This window comes from Virgibacillus sp. L01 (genome assembly GCF_052246775.1).
Taxonomy (GTDB): domain Bacteria; phylum Bacillota; class Bacilli; order Bacillales; family Amphibacillaceae; genus Lentibacillus.
In genome coordinates this window covers 40,822-65,682 of sequence record NZ_JBQQCP010000013.1, presented here as the reverse complement: position 1 = coordinate 65,682, position 24,861 = coordinate 40,822, and the positions used below count along the sequence as shown (strand labels likewise).

Genomic DNA, 24,861 nt, shown 5'->3' with positions numbered 1-24,861 from the left:
TGTGCCTAAACCCCCATGTGAAGCCAATCTATTGTATCTCCACTATAACGTAAACGGGTTTTATTTTGCTCTAACCAAATTCATAATTGCTTTTTTATATACACAAAAACATGCAGAATTTGGAGTTCTTTTTTTGAGAACATTTTATTTGTAGAGGTTGCAGTTAGATGTTTGTGACCAGTAGAAATATATTCGCTTTCCGCGGGGAAGTGTCGAACCTCCTCTGCTCGTTCCTTGCCCGCAGGAGTCTCGCATATTTCCACTGCTGGCGAGGGTGCGTATTCCTATCTTTGTTCCATACTTTTCAAAATACATTTTTTCCTTCTGTAACCTCAGCACGTAGTATAGCTAAACACTCTTCTACACCTAATATCGAATGTCGGAGCCCAAAAGTGGCATCAAAATTAAATTTATTTTAATGGCACTTTTTTCATATCAGTTTCGATAATAGTAGTAGAAGGAATACTTCAATGGTAAGTAGAAATTTCAACAGATATCAACAGCATAATTATGTATTTCATCCTTAATCAATGCTACTATTGTGATAGAAGCGTACAAGATTGAGGGGATAGTGTTTGGTTTATATTATTTGTGTTTTGATTGCTGTAGTATCAGCATTTATTGGAAGCCTTATTGGATTAGGTGGCGGAATCATTTTAATTCCCATCCTGTTATTTATGTACCAAACGTCTGATTTATTTGCATGGGCAACACCGCAAATAATTGTAGGTATATCCTTAATTGCTATGATTTTTACTGCTTTTTCATCTACTGTTGCTTATTATAAGAAACGAAGAGTTAATTACCGAATAGGACTGCTGCTTTTGACGGGCAGCATTCCTGGTGGTATTTTTGGTTCATGGTTAAATCAGTTCGTGGACTCAGATAAATTTACATTGTATTTTGGTTTATTAATGATCACCTTATCATTATCATTTTTAATAAAACGAAAACAGCCTGCATCTGGATCAAATGATGAGAATGATGAGACATTTCATTACAACGTATCTTTTTGGCCAGCATTTACAATTTCATTAATTGTTGGTATATTATCAGGCCTATTTGGTATAGGTGGGGGCTCTGTAATGGTCCCCGCGATGATTCTGTTATTCGGGTTACCCGTACATATAGCCACAGCAACATCAATGTTTATGATATTATTCATCAGCATCATTAGTGCAAGCACACATATTGCTCTTGGACATATTGCTTGGGAGTATGTATTCTTTTTTATTCCTGGTGCTTGGATAGGCGGTACAATTGGTGCTAAAGTAAATCAGAAAATTACAGGTAATATATTAGAGTGGTTTTTAAGAATTATTCTAATTATAATTGGAGTTCGACTGATAATTGAAGGAATAATGTAAGGAGTATATCATATGCAGGAAAAAATTTACTTTTATTATACAAATGATTTACATAGCTACTTTGAAAACTGGTCTCGCGTCGCCGGTTATTTAAAAGAAGAAAAAGAACGGAAACAAGCTGAGAATAATTCATGCTGGTTAATCGATATTGGGGATCATGTAGATCGTGTGGATCCGATTGCGGAAGCATTTATGGGAAAAGCAAACGTAAGTCTAATGAATGATGTGGGTTATGATCTGGCTACAATTGGCAATAATGAAGGGATAACCTTGGCACATGATGACTTGCACAATCTATATGATGAAGCCGATTTTCAGGTAGTATGTGCGAATATGGAAAGCATAACTAACAACGAACCAGATTGGCTGCAGCCTACCGTAGAAATAAAGTCCATTAATGGTGTTAAAATTGGTGTTATTGGATTGACGGCTCCATTCAATGCATTTTATGAGCTGCTCGATTGGCATATTTCTGTTCCTGTTCAGGTGTTGGAAAAGCATGTGGAAAAGTTGAAAGAGTCAACGGATGTCATTATTTTATTGTCACACCTTGGCATTACGGAGGATCAGGAAATTGCCCGCAGATTCGATGATATCGATGTTATTATTGGTGGTCATACACATCATTTATTTCGTACTGGAGAATTGATCAACGATACAATTATAACTGCTGCTGGCAAACACTGTGCATTTGTTGGTGAAGTTATTTTAACATGGGATCATTCACTTCAAAAACTGGTTAATAAAGAAGCATATACAAAAGATATAACCCATATGGCTAAAGACCTCCATACTGAAAAGACCTTAAATGAGCTGATGGAGAAAACAGATGAAATACTTGGCGAGACTGTAATTCATCTTGATAATACTATCGAAATAAAGTGGTTTAGACATACAAAAGTAATGCAAAAACTTACAGACACTTTACGAGAATGGACTAATGCAGATGTTGCGATGCTGAACGCCGGCGTGCTACTGGACCAATTTCCAGCAGGTAATATCACCTATAAAGATATTCATCGAATATGTCCACACCCGATAAATCCGTGTGTTGTAGAATTAAAGGGTGACGAGTTACTTGAGGTAGTTCGGGCTTCCTTTACAAAAGAATTAACGGAGCTTAAACTGAAAGGATTTGGTTTTCGGGGTGAAGTAATTGGACGAATGATTTATTCCAATTTACACGTAGATACGTTCTTTAGGGAAGATGGACATGAATACGTTAAACAAGTCACCTGGAATGGTGAAGCCTTAGATCAAAATAAATCCTACACAGTTGCAACAGCAGACACTTTTACGTTTGGACGTTTGTTGCCGGAAGTAGCTAAATCCGAAACAAAGAAATACTATTTACCCGAATTTCTACGTGATTTATTAGCACAGACTTTGCGTAATGATTTTGTGTGACAAAGAACCTCCCCAGTGCATAAGATATCGTGTACATTATGAGGGAGGAATAAACGTTAAATGATTACTGTAAATCCTTTAGAAGTGAACGGAATGTTTTTTACTGCGATTACGGTAGAACTACCTAAAACAAACTTATTAATGATCTCCAATGAGGTAGGTTACATTATGTGTGGTGCATTGGATGTAGATTTATTAAATAATGTGCTTGCGGACAGAAAAGTAATAGCAGGGCGTGCAGTAGGTGTCAAAACCATTGATGAATTATTAAATGCACCATTGGAGAAGATTACCGAGGCCTCCAAAGTATATGGCTGGGAATCAGGAATGATAGGTAAGGAAGCCTTAGACAAAATATCATAGCGATATGTCTTCCAACGCGGAAGGCATATTTTTAAATTTTAATAGCAATTTCGGGCATATTTTGGTATTATTTTAATGAATGTTTGTCGAATTTTAACGAAAAATGTTAGACAAGGTAAAGTTGGGAGTTCATATATGAGACTTGTAAGCACAAAATCTATTCAACCCGGTACAACTCTTGCTCAAACCATATACAATGATAATGGACAAGTGTTAATACAGAAGGATTTAAACTTAACAGAGAGAGCTATCAGGCGACTTCTTAATCAAGGTATAACATATATTTACATAAAAGATGGATTAACGGACGATATTCATATTGAATCTCCAATCTCAGAGGAATTACGGATGGAGGCATCCAATACAATAAAAGAAACATTCTCAGAGATGAAACAAGAAGGATTTATGAATAATTCCCACATATTAAATAAACAGGAAAGAAAACTTACCGATATTATAAAGCAGATTATGGACGAGATGCAAAACAATTCAGACACCATATCATTTCTTGCCGATATTTTTGTGACGGATGATTACATATTTCAGCACTCTATTAATGTAACGATATATTCCATTGCAATAGGAATTGAATTGGGCCTTTCGGAAAAGGAATTGTCAGAAATTGGTGCAGGTGCAATGCTGCATGATATTGGTAAAGTATTCATCGATCAGGACATATTGCAGAAACCTGAAGCCTTGAATGATGAGGAATTCCAAGTTATAAAAGAACATACTCAACTCGGATTTAACTTTTTAAGAAAGAAATTGGATCTACCATTATTAGTAGCTCATTGCGCTTTTCAGCATCATGAACGTCTAGATGGATCTGGTTATCCACGTGGTATTAAGGGAAATCAAATGCATAAATACGCAAAACTTATCAGTGTCGCTGATGTTTTCGATGCTGTAACCAGTAACCGGGTATATCGAGATGCCAAGCTGCCGCACGAAGGCTTAGAAGTGTTATACGCTGGTGCAACTAATTTATTTGATAAAGAGATGGTTGAAGCATTCAAAAAAAGTGTGGCTGTATACCCAAACGGCCTGACTGTCAAATTAAGTGACGGCAGAAACGGAATTGTTTCAAAACAGAACAAAAACCTGTGTGATCGACCTATTATCAGAGTTTTTAAGGAAAACTGCAAGGAAGTTGAACCATATGAAATTGATTTGGCATCAACATTAAATGTAACAATTACGTCGTGCAATCTGGAATCATAATTGAATAATATTAAATTCTAACCTCCTTTAAACAAGCATAAGTTGTTTTATAAGGGGGTTTTTATGTTGAAGCAGCCCATCATCAGGAGAAAAAGGAACCCACGGACACCACCTCCCGTGAAAAATATTATGGTCATAACTACAGTATTGTTCAGTTTTATGGTTGTCTTCAGTATATGGATAATTGATCAGGGAATCAAAGACCCATTAATGACAATTGCCGAAAACAAAACAACCGAATTCGGAACTAGAGCGATAAACTCGGCAGTGAGATTTGCGGAGGATTACCGATTTGAGGATATCATATCAATGACGGAAGATAATGAAGGGAATATAACGACGGTCGGATGGAATCAATCGGTGATTAGTGAAATTAATCGAGTCGCAACTGACCGTGTTGAGGAATTTTTTATCAGTATGAATGAAGGCAGACAGCCTAAATATGAAGAGTCACTTCATGAAACTCCTGAATACGATGGAAGTGCAGGAGATCTTCCTAAAAAAGACCCTACAGTTGTTGAGATTCCAATTGGTCAGGCAACCGGTAATACTGTGCTTGCTAATTTAGGGCCGAAAGTTCCCGTAAACCTTCAACTTACTGGAGCAGTCCGTACAGATGTCATTACAGAGCAACAACCTATTGGGCTTAATGGAACGGTGCTGACTATTTATATCATGGTCGAAGCGGATGTACAGATTATTGTACCATTTACGACAGATGTGACAGAGGTACAAAATAAAATCTACATTGATAAACGAGTTATTATGGGTGATGTACCTGAATTCTTTAGCAGTGGTGGATCGGGTAACCCATCAATTTCAATTCCAAAAAACTCCTTGAAGGATGATGAATAAACTGGTATAATATTTTAGGAAAAATAAATATGGCTAACCTTATCAGATCGGTGAGGTAGAGGCGCAAAAAACATAAGTAATTTGTTAGAGGTTGACATCAATGACGATAGATGAAAGGGTTTTTTGCCGAAGCATAATGATAGTCAAGTCATTATTGCTGGTATGTTTTTGAATAAAAGATATACTGCCATGCTAATACTTAGTGCATGGAGAACTACTGATCGAAATGGAGGATAACGTATACTGTAAAAGCAATGGTAGGTTATTTTCTATCATTGCTTTTTTGCGTCTTTTTTTCTTAAGGCTGTTTTCTAAAAAGTTTGAGTGCTATGATGACGCTCCGGAAATACACTTTGCGCACCTAAGCCGGCTGATGTCCCTCCTTGCTCCTACGTCGCTGCGTAGTCTCATCTAGGCCACAGCGCCCACAGGAGTCTACGTGTATTTTCCTCCGCTGTTGACTGGAGTAAGAATTGCTATAGAATAAATTTGTGATGGCTACACTAGTCCGTAGCGACCCCGGACAGCGGGGCGAAAGTTTATAGAGATTATTCTAGCAGTTACGTTGCAGTTTATGTCGACTCCGGAGAATAAAAAGCAACAAGACTTCAGAAAAGAGCCCTACTTTTAGAAGACTATAACAGTATTACGAGGGCTATCGCTAGTAACTTCTGGCGATATGCTAATATACTCACATCAGATCTCTGACATCATGCACTTCATCAAAGAAATGGAGGAAGAGGTACATGGAAGGAACAATTTTTTCAATCATTCCAGCAATTATTATGCTAGTACTAGTTTTACTAACGAGGAAAGTACTACTGTCGTTGGGGGCAGGAATAATTGTCGGATCCTTATTTATTCATGATTTTGCAGTAATCGATTCTATTCAGGAAATAGGTATAATTTTTTATAATATTTTTATTTTGGATGGATCGGTTAACATTGGAAATATTTATTTATTGAGCTTTTTATTACTTCTAGGGATGCTGACAGCATTTTTGACAGCGTCGGGAGGAAGCAGAGCCTTTGGAGACTTGATGATTAATAGGGTTAGGACACGTAAAGGTGCTCAAGTAATGACAGCGATTATGGGGCTAATTATTTTTATAGATGATTACTTCAATAGTCTGGCTGTCGGGCAAATTGCAAGACCATTAACAGACAGGCATAAAATTTCACGGGCAAAGCTTGCATACTTTATTGATTCGACATCTGCACCAGTGACTGTGATATCACCTATATCAAGCTGGGGTGCTTATATTATTGGTATTATCGGCGGGCTTTTCGCTGCAAATGAAATAACTAATATTCAACCACTTGAAGCGTTTATCACCATGATTCCGCTTAACTTTTATGCACTTTCAGCTGTACTTTTGGTATTTTTAGTAGCATTTCTTAAGATCGATATTGGGGCAATGCGTGTACATGAAGACCGGGCTAAAACGGAAGGGAAGTTGCTTAAACCGGGTGAAAATAACGTTCCGGGAGATCTTGGTGATGCTTTTGAACCACATGAACAGGGGAGAATTTACCACTTATTAGCTCCAATTGGTGTTTTAATTGTTGCTACTGTTACGGCAATGGTTTTAACAGGAATGAATGCAAGTGGCGCTGAGGTTACGATTTTAACAACCTTTGCAAATACGAATGTTAACCTTTCATTATTTCTTGGAGGAGTTGCGTCAGTATTAACCGCATTAATATTCCATCTCCAGCAAGGACAACCAAAAGCTAGTTGGGGAAAAATTCTGTTCGAGGGCATCAAAACAATGCTCCCAGCAATCTATATATTGCTGCTTGCCTGGATGATTGGTTCTGTAATTGGGGCACTTGAAACAGGTCAATATCTAGCACAGATTGTTAGCGATGCTTCAATCAGTTCAGCATTATTACCACTGTTGTTCTTTATTATTGCAGGCCTGATGGCATTAGCAACAGGTACATCATGGGGAACATTTGGAATTATGCTGCCAATTGCAGCAGAAGTTGCAGTTATAACAGACGTTTCCATGTTACTTCCGGCACTATCAGCTGTATTGGCGGGGGCTGTCTTTGGAGATCACTGTACGCCAATATCAGATACGACTATATTATCATCCACAGGTGCTGGCAGTAACCACATTGATCACGTTTTGACACAGCTTCCATATGCTTTTATCGCGGCATTTGCTTCAGCTATTGGTTACTTAATAATTGGTATAACGAATCAAGTAGTTCTTGCTTTGTTTGCTGCATTAATTGTAGTATTTTTGGTTGGATTTGTTATCCAGTTTATTAACAAAAGAATATAGTAAATCCGGGTAAAATAGGTCATCATGATAAGTATAAATATGATTCGTGATGGCCTTTTTTACGTGTATTATTGGAGGATCTCATTTAACGTAAATAAAGTGAATACAGAAAATATGATTATTGCTTTGACATAGTCAAAAAGTACCGTTATAATACAAACATCAATATCAGAATAAAATAAAGATTTTAAACATTCCTTGTTACCCTCATACATATACTTAGGACGTAACAAGGAAGGAAAAAGAGGAGGTCTAGAAATGGAAAATCGTTCTCAATGGGGGACAAGAGCAGGTTTTATCTTTGCTGCTGTTGGATCCGCAATTGGTCTGGGAAATATTTGGCGGTTCCCGGCAACAGCGTATGAAAGTGGTGGTGGTGCGTTTTTTATACCATACTTAATTGCTTTATTAACAGCAGGTATTCCAATTTTAATTATGGAATTCACTATGGGTCACAAATATCGTGGTTCTGCACCGTTAACCTACAAAAAAATGAGTAAAGGATCAGAATTTATTGGTTGGTGGGCAGTGTTAGTTGCCTTCGTCATATCGACCTATTACTCAGTTATTATTGCTTGGGCTATGTCTTATTCGATATTCTCATTCAACTTGAATTGGGGTTCAGACACAGAGGCATTCTTATTTACCGATTATTTGAACCTAACTGTTGACCCTGGTCAGACAGGCAGTTTCGTTCCAGGAGTGTTAATTCCTTTAATCATTGTTTGGGCAGTCGTACTAGGTATCCTGTTCAAAGGTGTTAAAAAGGGTATTGAGCTTGCAAACCGGATTTTTATACCAGCATTGGTAATTATTTTTCTTATTATTGTAATTCGTGCAATCACTTTACCTGGAGCAATTGATGGTCTTGAGGCATTCTTTGCACCTGATTTTAGTAAAATTGGAGATCCTGATGTTTGGGTAGCTGCTTATGGGCAAATATTCTTCAGTTTATCTATTGCATTCGCTATTATGATTACGTATTCAAGTTATTTACCGAAGAAAACTGATTTAACAAATAATGCCTTCATTGTTGGTTTCGGAAACTCCAGTTTTGAGTTACTAGCTGGTATTGGAGTATTTGGAGTCTTAGGTTTTATGGCGAATCAACAAGGAGTAGCAGTAGATGAAGTTGTTTCTGGTGGGGTTGGTTTAGCATTTGTCGTTTTCCCGGCAATTATAAATGAATTCCCTGCACTAAATGAACTATTCGGATTCCTGTTCTTCGCTTCGCTGGTGCTTGCCGGCTTATCGTCACTTATGTCAATTACCGAAACATATGTTGCAGGTTTAGTAGATAAATTCAATATATCACGTTCAAAGGCTGTATTATTCGGTGGTGGAACTGCGGCAATAATCTCATTATTATTTGCAACACAGGGCGGATTAAGCTTCCTGGATGCTGCTGATTACTTTATTAACCAGTTTGGTGTAGCTTTCATTGGACTTGTTGAGGTAGTGGTAATAGCATGGTTCTTGCGTAAACTAGGAGATTTCAAGGAACATGCAAATGAAATTTCAGATATTAAGCTTGGCTGGTGGTGGACACTAAGTTTAAGTGTTATTACACCACTTGTACTAGGATATACAATGTTTGGCTTGTTTAAGCAGAATCTAATGAAACTATTTGAAACAGAAACGGGTAACTATGGAAACTATTCTGATACGTTTATCCTGTTTGGAGGATGGTTTGTTGCTGCTGGCGCATTAGTAATTGGTGTCCTGTTAGCATTAACGAAATGGAAATCGCCAGAATCTGCAGAAGAAGAATCAAAGAAAACTGGGGAGGGGTAACAAAATGAGTGGTGGAGCGATATTCGTTATGATCCTTGGTATGGTAATTATTTGGGGAGGATTAGCAGCTAGTATCACAAACGCTGTGAAGAAATCCAAACAACAATAAGTAATAAATTATTAAGAGCCTTTACCGTATTCGGTAGAGGCTCTAATTTGTTTATGTTAGCTTTTATCCTTCGCCATTTTCTCCCATTTACGTAAGTACGGAAATGGATCAAACGAAAATTCGCTATAACCGTTGTCTTTATACATTCCATAATGTAAATGTGGCGGAAATTTACCTGAGGTTCCGGGTGGCCCATATCCAGTTGAGCCAACACTGCCAAGAACATCTCCGGGTTTCACTACTTGTCCGACCTTAATATCATCCTCATACCCGCTTAAATGACCATAGTAGTGATAAATATTGTATATATCCCGAATACCAATTCTCCATCCTCCATACAGGTTCCAGCCTTTTAATTCAACAACGCCGTATGTTGTGGATTTAACAGGAGTTCCATATCCAGCAAAGATATCTGTTCCTTCGTGGATTCTTAAACCACCAAAACCCCGTCTGTTTCCCCATGTACTTCGATAACTGTAATTATAGTTTAGCGAAACCGGAAAATCGCGATCTGTCAGATTAATACTCTTGAACTTACGGAATACTTTAGCTGTATTCATGATGGTTTGAACTGTAAGGTCCCGTTTATAGTGATTCCAGAGTGCAATTTTCACTTCATCTTTAGCTGGTCCGTATTCCAAAATTATATTAGCCATCGTATACAGAACATCTTCAGGCTGTTTTGGATTAGCCTTATTATCTCCATTTCCGTCTTTTCCATTTCCGTGAAAAAATTGTATAATATCTTCATCTTTAATCAAGGAAGTATTTCCAAGACCGTACCAGAGTTCATCCGGAATTGTTATTGATACTACTTTTTCTTCGGAGTCATCTTTCTTGCTATTCCGTTCATATTGATCGATTGCTGCTATATAATACCAGGGGACTTGCGTCAATGCCTCGGTTTTTTTGTATAATGCCATACGTTCATCATATAACTGCTCTTCTGCCAGTATCTCCTGTCCTCCGCAGTATAATCCAATCATTAAAATTGGTAACAGAAGTGTATATAGTTTCACCGACATGGACGTTTCACCTCCTTAGTGTTCTACTATAGTAATCAGCAGTTATTTATTCTCCCATCCCCTGTGGTGATTTCTTCATCTCTTTAATTATCCGGTTTATTGTATTGTCATAATTATTATCTTGAACACTTGAATTATGGAGACTTTGTATATCCTGCATCAGTAACTCATTTTCAGATACATAAATATCGAAGTACCCAGGCATTACAGAAACAGCTGATTTTTTGGCCATATCTGCTGCTTTCATGGAGTCCATTTCCTCACTTTTAGAATACGCGATAAGCACTTCTTCATCAGTTACGAGAGTAGCAACTTCTTCAAAACCATCATTCCGCAATATGATTCGAGTAATCATATTAGCCATCTTTGTTCGATCGATGGTTACGGAGTGATTTTTTTCAGGATCATTGTTCAATTGATCTTTCGTGTATCGTACATAACCTAATTTGTTATCACCGGCAGGGTTAGCAGGTTGGTTTTCCTGAGCCGGGTCCAGTTCATCAGTCATCTGCTCCCGTTCGTCTGAAGTGTTTTCTGTATCACCACATCCTGTAAGTACGAAAGTTACAATTATAAAATAAGATAGAAAAAGTTTCCTGTTCATAATTCTCCTCCTAAAGTAATTTCACATAACCTTAGTTTGTTGTATTGTGACGAAATCATTCACCAAATTATTGTAAAAATTGGTGGTTGTTAATTGCATGGATGTGATAAACTATAGTCAGCACAAGTGGGGTGACTTAATTGATTGAAATTCAAGGGAAAAAATACGAAATTATAGAAAATATAAAAGATGCTTTCCAAGAGGAAAAATTTAATGAACGATTTTCAGACATATTGTCAAAGTATGATTTTATAGTTGGGGACTGGGGATATGAGCAGCTTCGACTTAAGGGCTTTTATGATGACCAAAACTCAAAAGCTGCATTCGATACGAAAATAAGTACATTAGATGACTATTTGTACGAGTATTGTAATTTTGGCTGTGCTTATTTTATTATAAAAAAAATTGATTAAAAAAAGCAGTAGTTCCAAAAGGAACTACTGCTTTTCTTCTTCTGGGCGAACATCGCCTGGTTCATCATGAATAGGATGCGCACCAGGTGTTTGTCTTGGCAAGTCTTCATGTTGCTCTTTGTCTGGATAAACAAACGCACTCTGACGGCGTTGACCCTTTTCCCATGGTGTTGACTTACTAAAGACTGGTTCCTCATCATTAATAGCAGATCCAAAAGGTCCTTCAGGAAATTCTTCAGGTATTAAGTTGTTCTGGTTATTAACATTTGAAAAATTACTATACTTCTTCTTATCTTTCTTTGACACGCAACATCATCCTTTCTTTTTTAATCTCTGCAACTTAGTATTAAAATATCATGTTAATTTAATCCAATATAAATGGTTAATTTCGACTATAAAAATAGTTTGAATTTAAGATAAAAGGCAATTATTTAATAATTTGAATAAATAAATAATAATAACTAGTTAGTTAACAATTATTTACATTTAATTGGATACTTTTAGGTAATTATACCTATTATTTGTTTATTTGTTAGGTAACAAATTGGAAATTATTACAAAATTTATAGGTATTAATAACTCAGCAGTAACGCTTATTATTTGTAACAATATTGACACAATTGGTATTTATGTAATGATGTATTGTATATATTACTTATGTTTAATCGTATATATTGAAGAGAGAAAGAGGGTCAATAAATGCTTGAATCGAAACGGAAGGCAATTATATTTTTTCTAATCGCACTTGTATTAGCATTAGTTTCTGGATTTCTTGTATTAAAGAAAGTTCAAGCCTTAAACAGTAACCTTGGAACCATTGTGGAGGTTTATGTCGCTAACAACGATATTCCTTCAAGATCAATGATTAATCCAGAAGATATCACTACAGACGAGATACCAAAGAAATATTTACGTGATGAACATATTACAAATATTGAATCATTGAAAAATATAGTATCTGTTGTACCACTGTCATCTGGAGAGATTATTACTAAAAGTATATTGAAAAAAACTTCAACAATCACGGAAACAGATAATCGGTTGATAACATTGTTGAATTCTTCCGAAAAAATTTTTTTTGACCAAGAGTTATTTGCGCTGGATCGTGTGGATATTATCATTTCAAGCAGCTTTGGAGAAGAGCCTGTAACTGAGGTTTTCATGAAAGACGTAAAAGTTGCCAGGGTAGCTACCCAAAAAAAGGAATTTTCTGGCGTGCAGTTAGAGATTCCTTTTGAAAAGGTACCAGAACTTATACATATGCAAAATTATGCCGATAGCCTAAGAATTGTGAAATCAAATGTTGGCCAAATGCAAAAGCGAGCAGATAAAGAAGAAACTGAGGCTGAAAACAAACAAGTAGTAGAGGAAGTACCGGAGAAGGATAAAGAAAAGAAAGCAAATGCAGAAAAGGAAAAAAAGGATAATAAAGAATAAGAAAAGAATAGTGTATTTATTTCAGTATTTGGAGGAAGCGTATGGCTAAAGTAAATGATATTTATGTTATTGGAAAGAATGAGGAATTGATTTCGTCTTTAGGTGAACATATAAATGAATCATTTCAGATCCATTTTATAGCTGCTACAGATTTAAAAAAATACAACGCACAAATTGTCATTTTGTTAAATAGTAATAATTCAGCCGTCGATGATGCACAGGTTGTGTTATCAGACTCTCCTAATGCATCCATCATATGTTTGAATGATGAAGAGGATTTTGAATTGCTACGAGGATTAATAAGGCTGGGCATTTCTGATTATTATGTGTTTCCCGGTGAGGAGTTGATATTTCAAGAACATCTTGAAATATTAGCAAGAGAAGTGAAACAACGAATTGAAAAGGCTGATGAAACTGAGAGCTTCAAACGCGGTGGAGGTAAGATATTTGCCTTTTATAGCGGAAGCGGGGGAACAGGAAAGTCACTATTAAGTACTACATTTGCTCAGACGTTAAAATTAGAGTCGACAGCAAAAGTATTATTTATAGATTTAAATTTACAATTTGGTGGTGCTGAGACATTTTTGGGCATAGACAGTAATCGATCAATAATCGACTTGCTTCCGGTAATTGATGAATTAAATGAACCACATTTGCGAAACATTGCTGAAAAGGAAGAACACTCCGACTTAAATGTGCTGGTAAGTCCAAGAGACGCCGAGATGGCCGAGAAAATCAATGATGAATTTATTATAAAACTTTTACGAGCCAGTAAACGTAGCTATGATTTTATTATTGTTGATTTACCCAATTGGATTGATGAGCGGGTTTTTACCGTTTTAGAAGAGGCATACCGAATTTATTATGTAATGGATATTGATACAGTAGCTATTAGAGTATTAAAAGGTGTTGAAAATCTGTTTAATAGATTAGGAATTATAACAGATGATCGACTTGAACTTGTAATGAACTTTAAAGGTAAAGATAAGGAATTGACGAAGAAAGATATGGACCGTTTTGTATCCTACACAATTGCTGCAGAAATTAGAAAGGATATTAAAAATGTTCAGTCATATATTAATCAAGGTGAAACACTGCGTAAGGAGGTACAAGAGAAGAAATTGACTCCTGTTGCTAAAGATATACATAAATGGGTAAATTCGATGTTGAAATAATAAACAGGTGAGGTGGTATCATGTCTCTTTTTCAAAATAAAGGAGAAGCCAATGCACGTAATGATATTGATGCTAGCTTTGTCGCCAATTCCGGATATATAGATGAATTGGTAGAACACTATAAAACCAGACTTTTAACTGAAGTTAACCTGGAACAAATTACGAGTTTAAAAGAGTCAGACAAACGTTTGAAAATTGAACGATATGTTAGTCAGTTTATGGCTGAGGAAAAAGTAGTCATACCAAGACAGGATAAAGAAAAACTTCTTTCCAATCTTATTGATGAAAGTGTTGGATTCGGACCGTTGGAACCCCTTTTAAAAGATGATTCCATTACCGAAATTCTGGTAAATAGCCCAAGAGAAGTTTATGTTGAACGAAACGGTAGACTTGAGCGGACGAACGTTTCTTTTAAGGATGAATCCCATGTGCGTCACATTGTTGACCGGGTTGTTGCCCCCCTTGGTCGAAGAATTGATGAAAGCTCTCCAATGGTTGATGCTAGATTGCCTGATGGTAGCCGTGTGAACGCAATAATTTCACCAATTAGTCTAGCGGGTACGATAATATCCATTCGTAAGTTCAGAAAAACCCCATTTACTATGGATGATCTAGAAACATACAACACGTTCACAAATAAAATGTCTATCTTCTTGAAGGTATTAGTAGAAACGAAATTAAATGTATTAATCTCTGGTGGAACAGGAAGTGGTAAAACTACTTTGCTAAATGCTTTGGCAAAATCAATTCCACATGGTGAAAGGGTAATAACAATTGAAGATTCTGCAGAACTTAAACTTGACAGATCCAATGTTGTTGGAATGGAATCCCGCCCCCCAAACGTTGAAGGCAGTGGGGAAATAACCATTCGGAACTTGGTCAAAAACTCGTTACGGATGAGACCCGACCGGATTATAGTTGGAGAGGTTCGTGGAGCAGAGGCATTTGACATGCTCCAAGCAATGAATACTGGTCATGAAGGATCGTTAACAACTGTTCACTCAAACACTCCAATAGATGCAATTAATCGTGTAGAAGGGATGGTAGTCATGGCAGGAATGGATTTACCTACACATATAATTCGCGATTATATTGTTGGAGCATTGGATTATATCGTCCAGGTTCAACGCTTAACCGACGGAACTCGTAAGATCACGAACATATCAGAACTTGAAAAAATAGAAGGTAACAAAATAGAAGTAAGGGACATATTCAGATTTCAACGAACAGGTGTAGACAGTGATGGAAATATAAGGGGTGATTACACACCAACAGGGGTAATCCCGAAATGTTTACCACATCTTAAGATCTTTGGAATAGAATTGGAGAGGGATTTCTTCACCCCAAAGGAGGAAGTGGACTATGAACATAGCGGTGTCTATACTTTATAGTTTAGCAGTTTTGTCTCTTTTATTGTTTGTGTATTTTTACTTAGGTTATCGCTCCCAAAAGAAAGAATGGAAACAAATAGTAAGACAGTGGTACCCAGAAGAAGAGCGGAAAAGCTTTATTAGTAAATGGGGGGATCGTTTTGATGAGCAGGAATCCTCCCAAGCATTACGTAATAAACTGCAAAATGCAAATTTGAAATTGTTGCCTTCGGAGTATTTAGGAATATTGGTTACTGGCTATATCACATTACTTGTAATGTTTTTTTCCATATTCGGGATGCCATTCCACATAGCAATGTTGCTGCCAATACTATTACTTCTAGTAGCAAATTACTTATTATTTTATTTTAGAAAAAATAATTATGAAAAACGATTTAATGAACAACTTGGGGAAATTTGCAGGATTCTTGGAAATGCTGCACGGTCCGGGTTAACAATCAATCAGGGGATTGACATAGCAGCAAGAGAAATTGTAGCACCAGCGGGGGATGAATTCAAACGCATCTCCAATGAGCTGAAACTGGGTATCACGATGGAAGCTGCATTTCGTTCCGTACAAAAGCGAAATAAGTCACGTGAATTTAATCTGTTTATTGCAACACTTCTAATTCAAAAGCAAACCGGTGGGAACTTAGCATTAACGCTTGACACAATGGCAGATACATTTGAAGAAAGAAAAGTATTAGATCAAGTAATTAAGACAATGACCTCGGAAGAAAAGTATATTTCGTTTATTGTTCCTGCACTGCCTGTATTCTTGTTGCTTGTAATGAATAATGTGATTGATGGCTTTATTGATCCATTGTTTTCCGGATTTGGATTAATAATATTAATAATATTTATAGTATCGATTGTTTTATCATTTTTCCTGATACGAAAAATTACGAATATAAAGGTGTAGTATATGGATGCATTAATAATATTATCAATCATAGCTTTTTGGTTCTGTTGCCTTATCGGGATGAAACATTTCTGGTCTTTCATTCAGGAAAAACGTGTTGCATTAGACCATATTTCTGAGGTAACGCATGTTGATCCATTTGAAAAAAAAGTAAAGAAAAAAAACAGAAGAGCAGAGATTTTCAGTCGAGTTACAAATTATGCAGATGACTTTGCTGATTTAGGACAGCGTATTAACTTTTTTAGTGAAAACCATATGGTGAAAGAATGGCTGAGAAGGTCCGGTAATCCATTACAGTTAACTGTTGCCCGTTTTCAAGGCTTGAAAATATTTTTATTTATTGCGGGTTTTTTTACCGGCATATTAGCAATGATTATTGGGCTGCCATTCTCGCAATATATGATTATATTTAACCCAGTTATTGGTTACTTTATACCTATAATTCTAGTAAGAAGGGAAGCAAAAAAGCGTCAACAATTAATCAGAGTGGACTTACCTGACTTCATGGATACGGTAAGTACCAGCCTACAAGCAGGGGTTAGTTTAGACCATGCATTAAGGGAGGTGATTCGATATTTCGATGGTCCAATTCGAGAGGAATTTTCTCGATTTAATCAGGAAATTCATCTTGGTGTTCCTCGGGAGAAAGCATATCGCGAACTATTACAGCGGAATGACAATGAGGAATTCCAATCATTAATCAAAGCATTAATACAAGGGATGGACCTAGGAATACCGATAGCTAAGACGTTTAAGATACAAGCGGATGACTTGAGGCAAATACGACAGGAACAAGTGAAGGAATTGGCAGCTAAAGCATCTCCAAAAGTAACATTAGTGACCACATTTTTAATCGCACCCGTATCCATATTGATGATTGCTGGATTAATGATCATGAATATGTTAATGGGTGAAAATAGTATTTTTAATTTATTTTAAAAAATCAGGAGGGATTTAAGTGAACTTTATTCAAAAAATTTATGTAAAGGCAATGAACGGGTTTGAGACTTTAAAAAAGGATGAAAGAGGTTCACAGACGTTGGAATGGATTGGTATAGCGGCTGTAATAGTTATAATTGTTGGTGTTGTTTCACAGGCATTTAGTGGTGGAGATTTTGGGACTAAACTCGTTCAAAAATTTAGTGATCTAATTAGTAAAATTGGCAGCGGCGGTAGCTGAGGATGATTTATAGTTGATTAAAATATTACCGATAAGTAAGGGGACTTTAATTCATGTTAAAGAAGTTTTGCTATGTATTTTCAATCATCGCAGTCCTAATAGTTACTTCAGGTTGCAATGATAATGAAGAAGAAAACAAAGCGTTGAATGAGGAAGAGAATGCAACTGAGCATGAAGAACCAATAATAGATGAGAAAGAAACCACTGGCGATAATAATGATATGACATCACAAAATGATGATGCTAATACAGATAGCAATGATATTCTGAAACAGGTAAAGCCAATACCAACGAACATATCTGGATTTATATCTCAAAAGCAAGGAATGTTTGCCAATAAGAGTGTCTATGACAATGAAAAAGAAGTCAAAAAACAACTAAAAATGTTACCACCTTTGAGTGAAAATGCATCTGAAAAAGAGTTAAAAAAATATTTAGCCTATATGTATTGGCTAGTTGCAGAGGATTTACCGAATCCAAAAGATATGATTAAAAAATGGGAATTTTCTTCATTTGGTAACCCGGATTTACCTGACTCACGTTACCACTTTAAAGAAAATTATAATATCGAAGTTATTCTTGACTCGAGTGGAAGCATGGCTGCAGTTACTACTGTTGGCAAAACCCGTATGGAACTCGCAAAGGAAACTATAAATAACTTTCTTAAGAACATTCCTGAGAAAGCTAACGTATCGTTGCGAGTTTATGGTCATAAGGGGTCTGGTTCCGATGCAGATAAAGATATGTCATGTAGCGCAATTGAGCAGGTATACGGGTTCGCACCATATAACGCCAATAAAATTCAACAAGCTTTGAACAAATTTTCTCCTAAGGGCTGGACACCAATAGCTGCAGCACTCAAGCAATCCAAAGAAGCGCTGAAACAATTTGAAGCTAAGAATAATTCAAATTTAATTTATTTGGTTAGTGATGGTGTAAGCACTTGTGATGGAGACCCGGTAAAAGTTGCTAAATCCCTTTCCAATTCAAACGCGAAACCAGTTATTAATATAATTGGTTACCAGGCAGATGGAAAAGCACAGGAACAATTACAAAAAATGGCTGAAGCGTCAAATGGCGTTTATACAACTGCGAATGATCAAAATGAATTAGAAGAAGAATTCGACCGTGCGGAAGAAGTTTTAGAGTTGTGGAAGGAATGGAAAGAAGATGCATTGCAAGACTTGGATGCAATGAGTGTTAATAACGGTTTTGATATTATGGAACTATCCAACAATTGGCATTTTAGGTCCCTATCACAGGGGAATCATTTATTAGATACAATAAATTTGGCAGAAGAAGTGGGAATAGTAACCTTTGAACAAGAGCAAAAATTACAGAAAAGGGCTCATAAAGTAAATGATATGGTAACACAATTGGATGGTGAAATCGAAGAAAACCTAAAGAACATAAGTACGGAAAATATTAAAAAGACTAAGAAATCTATCAACGAAAAGTTTAATAAACAAACTCAGAATTAACACCCAGCGTACATTTAATAGAATAACGGGGTGATGGAAATTGGTAGATGGATAAAGAAACTATTAGTTTTGTTAACAATAATATTCATCGCCTTCTTTCCTGTAATTACCCCCACCGTTTACGCTGTGAGCTCATGGTCAGGAGACACGTGGGAGGGTAATACGTGGGAAGGTGATACATGGGAGGGTGATACCTGGGAAGGAAATTCTTGGGATGGCTCTGACCTGGAATGGAATGGCAGTACATGGGATGGTAAGGGTACTGATGGATCAGTTACTGAAGGTTCTGACTGGCTGGGCTATGAATGGACCAGTATACCATGGTATATAGAAGGTTGGTCAGAGGACGGCTTCAACGGTGATGGAACCACAGGAAATCCCTGGTCAGAAGAGGGTTACAATGGTGATGGAACCACAGGAAATCCCTGGTCAGAAGAGGGTTACAATGGTGCTGGCACCACGGGGAACCCCTGGTCAGAAGGCGGATTCAATGGTGACGGAACAAAAGGTGAGTCGTGGTCGGAAGATGGATTCAATAGTGATGGAACAAAGGCTGATTCCTGGTCAGGAGAAGGAACCGATGGTAATGGCACATCAGGAGATCAATCTTTTTATGACACAGGTGCATACAAAGTAACCCATTATTTAACGAATGATGTATTAAACTCTTCTGCCAATTTTATTAATAATGGGTTAGATAAAAAATCTGGTCTTGATGGTGCTCCTTTCCGGCCAGGAAAGTTTACTTCCAACTTTTTGCTTAACAGCACGAAATTAGTATTGGGAAACAATGACATAGTAAATGTCGCCGATGCAGGATTTAAGGCATATGATTCGTATGATTCTGTGAAAGATATTCGAGGTATGGTAAAAAACACAATAGATACTTCTGATACTGCTCAAGGATCTAGAAATGTTCTTTCGAATGCCTCAAGGGCTGGTAAATTAAAAACAACACGATCATTATTGTGGGATTCTTCGAAAAAAGTATGGAATAGCTTTGATATAGCAAATGTTAAAGGCACATGGAAAAGTATGGGTTCATTGTCTAAATTTAATGCTGGTTTATCAGCTGTGAATACGTTTGTTTCTGCTTATAAGACGGGGGATAGTATTGCAGACTTCGCGTCTTTAGATGACAGTACTTCAGGAACAGAAAAAGTTTCTGCAGGAGCAGATATTGGTGCAAATATAGGGGAAACTCTTATGAGCGCTGGAGGAGTCGGCTTAGCGATACCAGGTGGCCAGGCCATAGGAGCGGGAATGATGGCCGCAGGTGCAGGGCTTTATGCCGTGTCAAAGGGAGTTAAACTTGTAGCGAAAAACTGGGGTAAAGTTAAAAAAGCCACCAGTGCAGTAAAAGATACATTTACCAAAGCTAAAGGTGCGGTGAAAGATACAGCAAAGAAGGCTTGGGATGCTGTGACTGGGTGGTTATAATACCAGAATAGAGTATTATGCTCTATTCTGGTATTAAAAAGAATATATTAACAAATTGGAGAGTTATTAATGAATATGGATAATAAGGCACTTTTAAAACTTGGTCAAAAACATAGTAAATGGCTTGAAAGTACTAATATAAACCTTAATGCTTATAAGATAAACAATGATTCGTTTTTTTTCGTTCTTTACAGAGGTAAGTGGAGCACGAATATAAAAGGGTATGCAGTTATATCGCCAGATACCGATGATAGGGAAATGGCATTAAAGGCACTGCCCCCCCATGTTTATTACTCGGTAACTGAAAATAATATTAAAGATGGTGCTGAAATGAGGGTGAACCTGGATTTCACAATTCAAAAGAAATTGATTGGCTATTTAAAAAGTATATTAGATAAAGGTGTTCTAGAAGGAAATAATGAAAAGATTTATAGAAGGGCCTATGATACGCTGAATAGCATGATAGAGCTACAAGATGAGATGGTAAGAGTTTGGAATGAAGCTGAACAAATTATGAATTATGTGGATGAAAAAGGATACTTCACAGATGAGGAAATAGAGAGATTAATACCATATAACATTGCTATTAATCTAATTCAATATAAGCAATTAAAACCAAGATATGAATACTGTAATGATTTTGATGTTATTTACCAAAATCGGAATAGTGTAAAACAATACGGAACACCCATTCCAGATAGAATGTTAAAAGAAATGACAAGTGCAGTTGCAGAAGGTGAACTAGAAAGGTCGCTTGATTATTTGGCCGGGAATACAGTAGTAAATAATTATTCATATGACGAGATTTATGATAAGTGGCTTGCTAAATTTCGACGGAACTTGGATGAACTTGTTGAGAAGGATAAAAAACAGCTACGTTTTCCTTAAAATAAAATGCTAAATTGTATTGGTGTTGAGCGTCAAAATATTGAAACCTTTAGCTAGAAGGAGATAAATATGGAAAACCCATTAAAATATACATGGCAACTATATACAGGCAAGTTTGAGAAAATGTTTATATTGATGATAACAACTACATTCCCATTATTGCTGCTTCATTCCTTCGTAACCAATTATATTTATGCGATAACACCAAGCTATTTGGTGAATTATTCTTATGCGGATATATATTATGGTTTTTTAACTGTATTGTTTTTTTTATATGCTCAGATACCATATATCCGTTATGTGTATAACGAATATGTCGGAAAAGAAGATAGTCTGAAAGATGCATTATATCAATTTCTGGCCAATGGGTTTACCGTATTTATATTTGCTTGTTTGCTATCTTTTTTCTCAACAATAGGATTTATGTTGTTTTTAATTCCTGGATTGATCTTGTTATCTTTATTCTTTCCAGTTACATACCTAAGCATGTTTGACGAAAAGTCTACTTGGAAGTCTTTAAAGGAAGGAATGAGGATTGGTAAAAAGCATTTATTTAAAACCATGGTACTTATTTTATTCACTGGGTTGTTGGAAGCTGTAATAGGTGTGATGCTATCCGCACAAATTTTTAATATTACATCCTCTTATTCCGCACAAATCATATCGCAAATAGCCTTAAATATAATAGTTTTTCCTTTTGTAATAGTCTATCTAACTTCACTTATTATTAAATGGCGTGAAGCGGAGGATGTACTGGAAGTAGACAGTAAGGATATGAGTGAAATATAGGGATAATATTACTTGCAATACTATTTCCAGGTAGGAGAGTACCTTGAAGAATCATTAAAATACACTTGGGAAACATACACACACAAATTTGAAAATTATTATTACTGCAATCATTTAAGAGTATCAAAATGACTAACCCAGATAATATAAAAAGTTGTAGCCAAAACCGATAGAATTCAAGCAAATACAAAGCATATAAAGATAGTTTTAGGATATCACAAGATCATTTGTCGCTCAGATGACATTAAGGTTAGTATTCTCTCCATTTGTTATTATACTTCTATCATTTTGCACCATTAAATGGATTCTATGAAAAAGGACCTTCGACATCCAAAACTTTAGGTTCGATCATATACATATAGGTAGGAGAGTGTAAGATGATGAAACTGTGGAAGAAAAAATTCAGAGATGAGAATGGTTCAGCTACAATTGAATTTTTGGGCATTCTACCGTTAGCTTTACTGTTACTAATGATAATCTGGCAGTTTATCATAGGAGTGAATGGTGTCCTAATCGCCCAGTCAGCAGCAAATGAGTATGCTACGGTCTATTCCGTTACCCAAAATTCGAATGAAGCACAACAGGCTGCTTCTGAAATTTTATCTTCCACAGGCAATTACTTACAGACGGTTTCTATTAATGGATCAAGTGAAGGTGGCAGGGATTTTTTGGCAAGTGTGAAGGTCAGAATTAACTTAGTTTTTTTACCTGAGGAACTTTTTGGTAATCAAATTCCTTCTATTCCATATTCTACAGCAGCACATGGTAGGGTGATTAAATGATGAAAAAAACCCTTCAAAATGAGGAAGGAAACATTGCACTGTTCGTTCTGGGAATGTTGGGCATTATTATGATTCTTTTAATATTGGTTGTGAATTTAGGGGGAGCTTTAGCTGTTAAAGAAAGTTCTGCAACAACTGTTCAGCAAGCAAGTCTTGCAGGTTCCAGTGTTTTGTACGAAGAGGTACGTCAAATTATCTATGATTATGAAGATGAAACATTGGAAGGAGCGTTGCAGGCCTTTTTTGAAGATATCGAGGAAAAAGTTGATGTCAGAGCAGATGCTTTAACCTCAAATAGTTCCTATAATGGTTGGACAGCAAATGAAATACACATAGAAGCCTTTGATCAAGTTTTGAAGGATGAGTTGAACAGGTCTGTCGTACGAGAAAAACTGGAGGAATTACTGCAGTATGAGAACATTGAGTCTAAGGTGATCGATGAAGTTAAAGAATCAATCCTGGAAAATGACGGTGTTCTGGAAGGAGCAAAACTGTATATCCGAGACCATAGAATTTATGTAAGAGCAGCGAACGATATTGAAGCCTTTTCCTATGACGGGTATATGGAAGGTATTAAAGAGAATATTTATCAGGAATCTGCTGGGCCGAAAATTGATTTTATAAATGTGATATGGGATGGAAGCCGTACTGTGCCACTAGATTAATAACCATAATACTTAATACTTATAACGTGAATGGGAGTTTTGTAATTGAAAATGAAAAAGATCTTTTTCATTACAGGTTTATTCATCATACTCTTGCTCACTGCATGTGCATCTGAGACAGCAAAAGAGTTAGTTAAATATCATAATAGCTATCTGAATAATGTAAATAGTAAAGGTCAAGAGTTAAATAAAATAATAAAAAAGTCATTAAATACCCCAACGCTGACAGAGGCATATCAGATACAAAAAGAAAATGCTATGCCTATTGTAAAAGAGGTTGAAGAATATATTAATTCGCAAGACCCTAAAACGGATATAGTGAAAGAATTGCATCAGATGCGTTTGGAACAATTTAAATTGTGGCATGAAGGGATTCAATTAAAGTTTCAAGCAGTAAAGAAAATGGGAAATCAGTCAGTTAGCCAACAGGAAACGAAGGATATCATTGAAGAGTCAAATAGAATATTAAAAGATGCGATGGCATTGGGTAAGAAAGCCGATAATAAATTCCTCGAATTGGCAGATGAACATGGTCTTGAATTAGAGGAATAAAAGTAATGTAATAATCATTTTTATATTATTTTTGCTAGTTAAAAGGGGATGTCGTTTTTGTCTAAATCAGAAAAAAATTGGCGAAGGTTCTATATGATTATGATGATTTTTATTTATTGTTTCTATATTCCTATAGAGACATTTGAGTGGTTATCCGGTTCAGGAGGCATTCCATATACAGCTCTTGTGTTAGGTTTTGCTATACCATTATTACGTAAAAATCATCTTAATACCATATGGGATAAAGAAGGGAAAGAGTCATCCTAAGGCGCATTAAAACTATCCACTAACTTAAAAGGCGGAGGATCGGCAGGACATGTTTTAACTTATGGAAGTAATATAGTTTCCTACGGATGGGGGAAAAATCTGCGGAAAATGATGGTCCGGGATATGGGAGAACTGATTTTGCAGCGACTATGATTACAGATGGTGCAATTGCAGGCGGCGCGATAGTATTGAGTTCTGTAGCAGCCACTGTGGCAGCATCCAGTGCTGCAGGGTCAGTCGTTCCAGGACTTGGTACAATTGCTGGAGCAGGTGTTGGATTAATTGTGGGTGGTTTAATGGCAACTGATGCGGGAAGAAGGGTGCGTAATTGGACCAAGAACAAAGTTAAAGCTGGCCTTGATTGGGTTGGCAAAACAGCAAATAAAACCTGGGATAAAGCAAAGGATATTGGTAGTTCCATAGGTGAATTATTCTCATGGTAGAAAATCTTATCCAAATTT

27 protein-coding genes and 1 riboswitch are annotated in these 24,861 nt (G+C 36.5%); of the genes, 24 read left to right on the top strand and 3 right to left on the bottom strand.

All coding sequences use genetic code 11. The annotated features are described in order from the left end of the window. Positions 1-575 precede the first annotated feature (575 nt). The 8 genes from ACTWQM_RS18545 to ACTWQM_RS18510 all read left to right on the top strand — a co-directional run bounded on the left by ACTWQM_RS18545 (position 576) and on the right by ACTWQM_RS18510 (position 9,410). Positions 576-1,367, top strand: coding sequence for a sulfite exporter TauE/SafE family protein (locus ACTWQM_RS18545; protein WP_443259645.1), 792 nt, complete (start codon positions 576-578; stop codon positions 1,365-1,367). Positions 1,368-1,379: 12 nt separating this feature from the next. Then, positions 1,380-2,774 carry a bifunctional metallophosphatase/5'-nucleotidase gene (locus tag ACTWQM_RS18540; protein ID WP_443259644.1) on the top strand — a complete coding sequence of 465 codons (1,395 nt, stop codon included), beginning with the start codon at positions 1,380-1,382 and terminating at the stop codon, positions 2,772-2,774. A 60-nt stretch (positions 2,775-2,834) separates the two neighbouring features. Next, on the top strand, positions 2,835-3,137 hold the full coding sequence (locus tag ACTWQM_RS18535) for a YunC family protein (protein ID WP_443259643.1): 303 nt from the start codon (positions 2,835-2,837) through the stop codon (positions 3,135-3,137). 135 nt (positions 3,138-3,272) lie between these two features. After that, complete coding sequence (locus ACTWQM_RS18530) at positions 3,273-4,358, top strand: HD-GYP domain-containing protein (protein WP_443259642.1); 1,086 nt, start codon at positions 3,273-3,275, stop codon at positions 4,356-4,358. A gap of 66 nt (positions 4,359-4,424) precedes the next feature. Further along, complete coding sequence (gene yunB, locus ACTWQM_RS18525) at positions 4,425-5,213, top strand: sporulation protein YunB (protein WP_443259641.1); 789 nt, start codon at positions 4,425-4,427, stop codon at positions 5,211-5,213. Positions 5,214-5,261: 48 nt separating this feature from the next. After that, positions 5,262-5,438: riboswitch (Lysine riboswitch) on the top strand. Between the two features lie 521 nt (positions 5,439-5,959). Then, positions 5,960-7,507, top strand: a complete 1,548-nt coding sequence (locus tag ACTWQM_RS18520) for a Na+/H+ antiporter NhaC family protein (protein WP_443259640.1) — start codon at positions 5,960-5,962, stop codon at positions 7,505-7,507. Between the two features lie 258 nt (positions 7,508-7,765). Then, positions 7,766-9,301: a sodium-dependent transporter gene (locus ACTWQM_RS18515; protein WP_443259639.1), complete on the top strand. Its 1,536-nt coding sequence runs from the start codon at positions 7,766-7,768 to the stop codon at positions 9,299-9,301. A gap of 4 nt (positions 9,302-9,305) precedes the next feature. Further along, complete coding sequence (locus tag ACTWQM_RS18510; protein WP_443259638.1) at positions 9,306-9,410, top strand: methionine/alanine import family NSS transporter small subunit; 105 nt, start codon at positions 9,306-9,308, stop codon at positions 9,408-9,410. A 56-nt stretch (positions 9,411-9,466) separates the two neighbouring features. Here the strand turns inward: ACTWQM_RS18510 and ACTWQM_RS18505 are convergent, their stop codons facing one another. Further along, the gene (locus ACTWQM_RS18505) at positions 9,467-10,396 is read right to left on the bottom strand and encodes a M23 family metallopeptidase (protein ID WP_443259664.1); all 930 of its coding nucleotides are present in this window, start codon (positions 10,394-10,396) and stop codon (positions 9,467-9,469) included. 85 nt (positions 10,397-10,481) lie between these two features. Then, on the bottom strand, positions 10,482-11,039 hold the full coding sequence (locus ACTWQM_RS18500) for a YhcN/YlaJ family sporulation lipoprotein (RefSeq protein ID WP_443259637.1): 558 nt from the start codon (positions 11,037-11,039) through the stop codon (positions 10,482-10,484). A 140-nt stretch (positions 11,040-11,179) separates the two neighbouring features. Between ACTWQM_RS18500 and ACTWQM_RS18495 the strand changes: the two genes are divergently transcribed. Continuing rightward, entirely contained in the window at positions 11,180-11,452 is a 273-nt protein-coding gene (locus ACTWQM_RS18495; RefSeq protein WP_209481556.1) for a YutD family protein, read from the top strand. 24 nt (positions 11,453-11,476) lie between these two features. Here ACTWQM_RS18495 and ACTWQM_RS18490 read toward each other — a convergent pair whose 3' ends face one another. Continuing rightward, positions 11,477-11,758: a hypothetical protein gene (locus ACTWQM_RS18490; protein ID WP_443259636.1), complete on the bottom strand. Its 282-nt coding sequence runs from the start codon at positions 11,756-11,758 to the stop codon at positions 11,477-11,479. A gap of 393 nt (positions 11,759-12,151) precedes the next feature. On the opposite strand from ACTWQM_RS18490, the gene ACTWQM_RS18485 reads away from it, so the two are divergent. The 15 genes from ACTWQM_RS18485 to ACTWQM_RS18415 all read left to right on the top strand — a co-directional run bounded on the left by ACTWQM_RS18485 (position 12,152) and on the right by ACTWQM_RS18415 (position 24,843). Next, entirely contained in the window at positions 12,152-12,889 is a 738-nt protein-coding gene (locus ACTWQM_RS18485; protein ID WP_443259635.1) for an SAF domain-containing protein, read from the top strand. A gap of 41 nt (positions 12,890-12,930) precedes the next feature. Then, positions 12,931-14,064, top strand: a complete 1,134-nt coding sequence (locus ACTWQM_RS18480; protein ID WP_443259634.1) for an AAA family ATPase — start codon at positions 12,931-12,933, stop codon at positions 14,062-14,064. 20 nt (positions 14,065-14,084) lie between these two features. Next, positions 14,085-15,455: a CpaF family protein gene (locus ACTWQM_RS18475; protein WP_443259633.1), complete on the top strand. Its 1,371-nt coding sequence runs from the start codon at positions 14,085-14,087 to the stop codon at positions 15,453-15,455. Further along, positions 15,427-16,356: a type II secretion system F family protein gene (locus ACTWQM_RS18470; RefSeq protein WP_443259632.1), complete on the top strand. Its 930-nt coding sequence runs from the start codon at positions 15,427-15,429 to the stop codon at positions 16,354-16,356. The genes ACTWQM_RS18475 and ACTWQM_RS18470 overlap by 29 nt, the downstream gene beginning before the upstream one ends. A gap of 3 nt (positions 16,357-16,359) precedes the next feature. Next, positions 16,360-17,295, top strand: a complete 936-nt coding sequence (locus tag ACTWQM_RS18465; protein ID WP_443259631.1) for a type II secretion system F family protein — start codon at positions 16,360-16,362, stop codon at positions 17,293-17,295. Positions 17,296-17,314: 19 nt separating this feature from the next. After that, on the top strand, positions 17,315-17,536 hold the full coding sequence (locus ACTWQM_RS18460; protein WP_443259630.1) for a hypothetical protein: 222 nt from the start codon (positions 17,315-17,317) through the stop codon (positions 17,534-17,536). Positions 17,537-17,589: 53 nt separating this feature from the next. Beyond that, positions 17,590-19,017, top strand: coding sequence for a vWA domain-containing protein (locus ACTWQM_RS18455; protein WP_443259629.1), 1,428 nt, complete (start codon positions 17,590-17,592; stop codon positions 19,015-19,017). Positions 19,018-19,143: 126 nt separating this feature from the next. Next, a complete protein-coding gene (locus ACTWQM_RS18450) occupies positions 19,144-20,457 on the top strand; it encodes a hypothetical protein (protein ID WP_443259628.1) in 1,314 nt (437 codons plus the stop codon). A 69-nt stretch (positions 20,458-20,526) separates the two neighbouring features. Continuing rightward, the gene (locus ACTWQM_RS18445) at positions 20,527-21,345 is read left to right on the top strand and encodes a hypothetical protein (RefSeq protein ID WP_443259627.1); all 819 of its coding nucleotides are present in this window, start codon (positions 20,527-20,529) and stop codon (positions 21,343-21,345) included. Between the two features lie 69 nt (positions 21,346-21,414). Further along, positions 21,415-22,134, top strand: a complete 720-nt coding sequence (locus ACTWQM_RS18440) for a hypothetical protein (protein WP_443259626.1) — start codon at positions 21,415-21,417, stop codon at positions 22,132-22,134. A gap of 377 nt (positions 22,135-22,511) precedes the next feature. Next, positions 22,512-22,916 carry a TadE/TadG family type IV pilus assembly protein gene (locus tag ACTWQM_RS18435; protein WP_443259625.1) on the top strand — a complete coding sequence of 135 codons (405 nt, stop codon included), beginning with the start codon at positions 22,512-22,514 and terminating at the stop codon, positions 22,914-22,916. Then, positions 22,913-23,581, top strand: coding sequence for a pilus assembly protein TadG-related protein (locus tag ACTWQM_RS18430; protein ID WP_443259624.1), 669 nt, complete (start codon positions 22,913-22,915; stop codon positions 23,579-23,581). Before ACTWQM_RS18435 ends, ACTWQM_RS18430 begins: the two co-directional genes overlap by 4 nt. A gap of 45 nt (positions 23,582-23,626) precedes the next feature. Then, complete coding sequence (locus ACTWQM_RS18425; protein WP_443259623.1) at positions 23,627-24,133, top strand: hypothetical protein; 507 nt, start codon at positions 23,627-23,629, stop codon at positions 24,131-24,133. Positions 24,134-24,190: 57 nt separating this feature from the next. After that, positions 24,191-24,400 carry a hypothetical protein gene (locus ACTWQM_RS18420; RefSeq protein WP_443259622.1) on the top strand — a complete coding sequence of 70 codons (210 nt, stop codon included), beginning with the start codon at positions 24,191-24,193 and terminating at the stop codon, positions 24,398-24,400. An 86-nt stretch (positions 24,401-24,486) separates the two neighbouring features. Beyond that, positions 24,487-24,843, top strand: a complete 357-nt coding sequence (locus tag ACTWQM_RS18415; RefSeq protein WP_443259621.1) for a YtxH domain-containing protein — start codon at positions 24,487-24,489, stop codon at positions 24,841-24,843. The last annotated feature ends 18 nt before the right edge of the window (positions 24,844-24,861 follow it).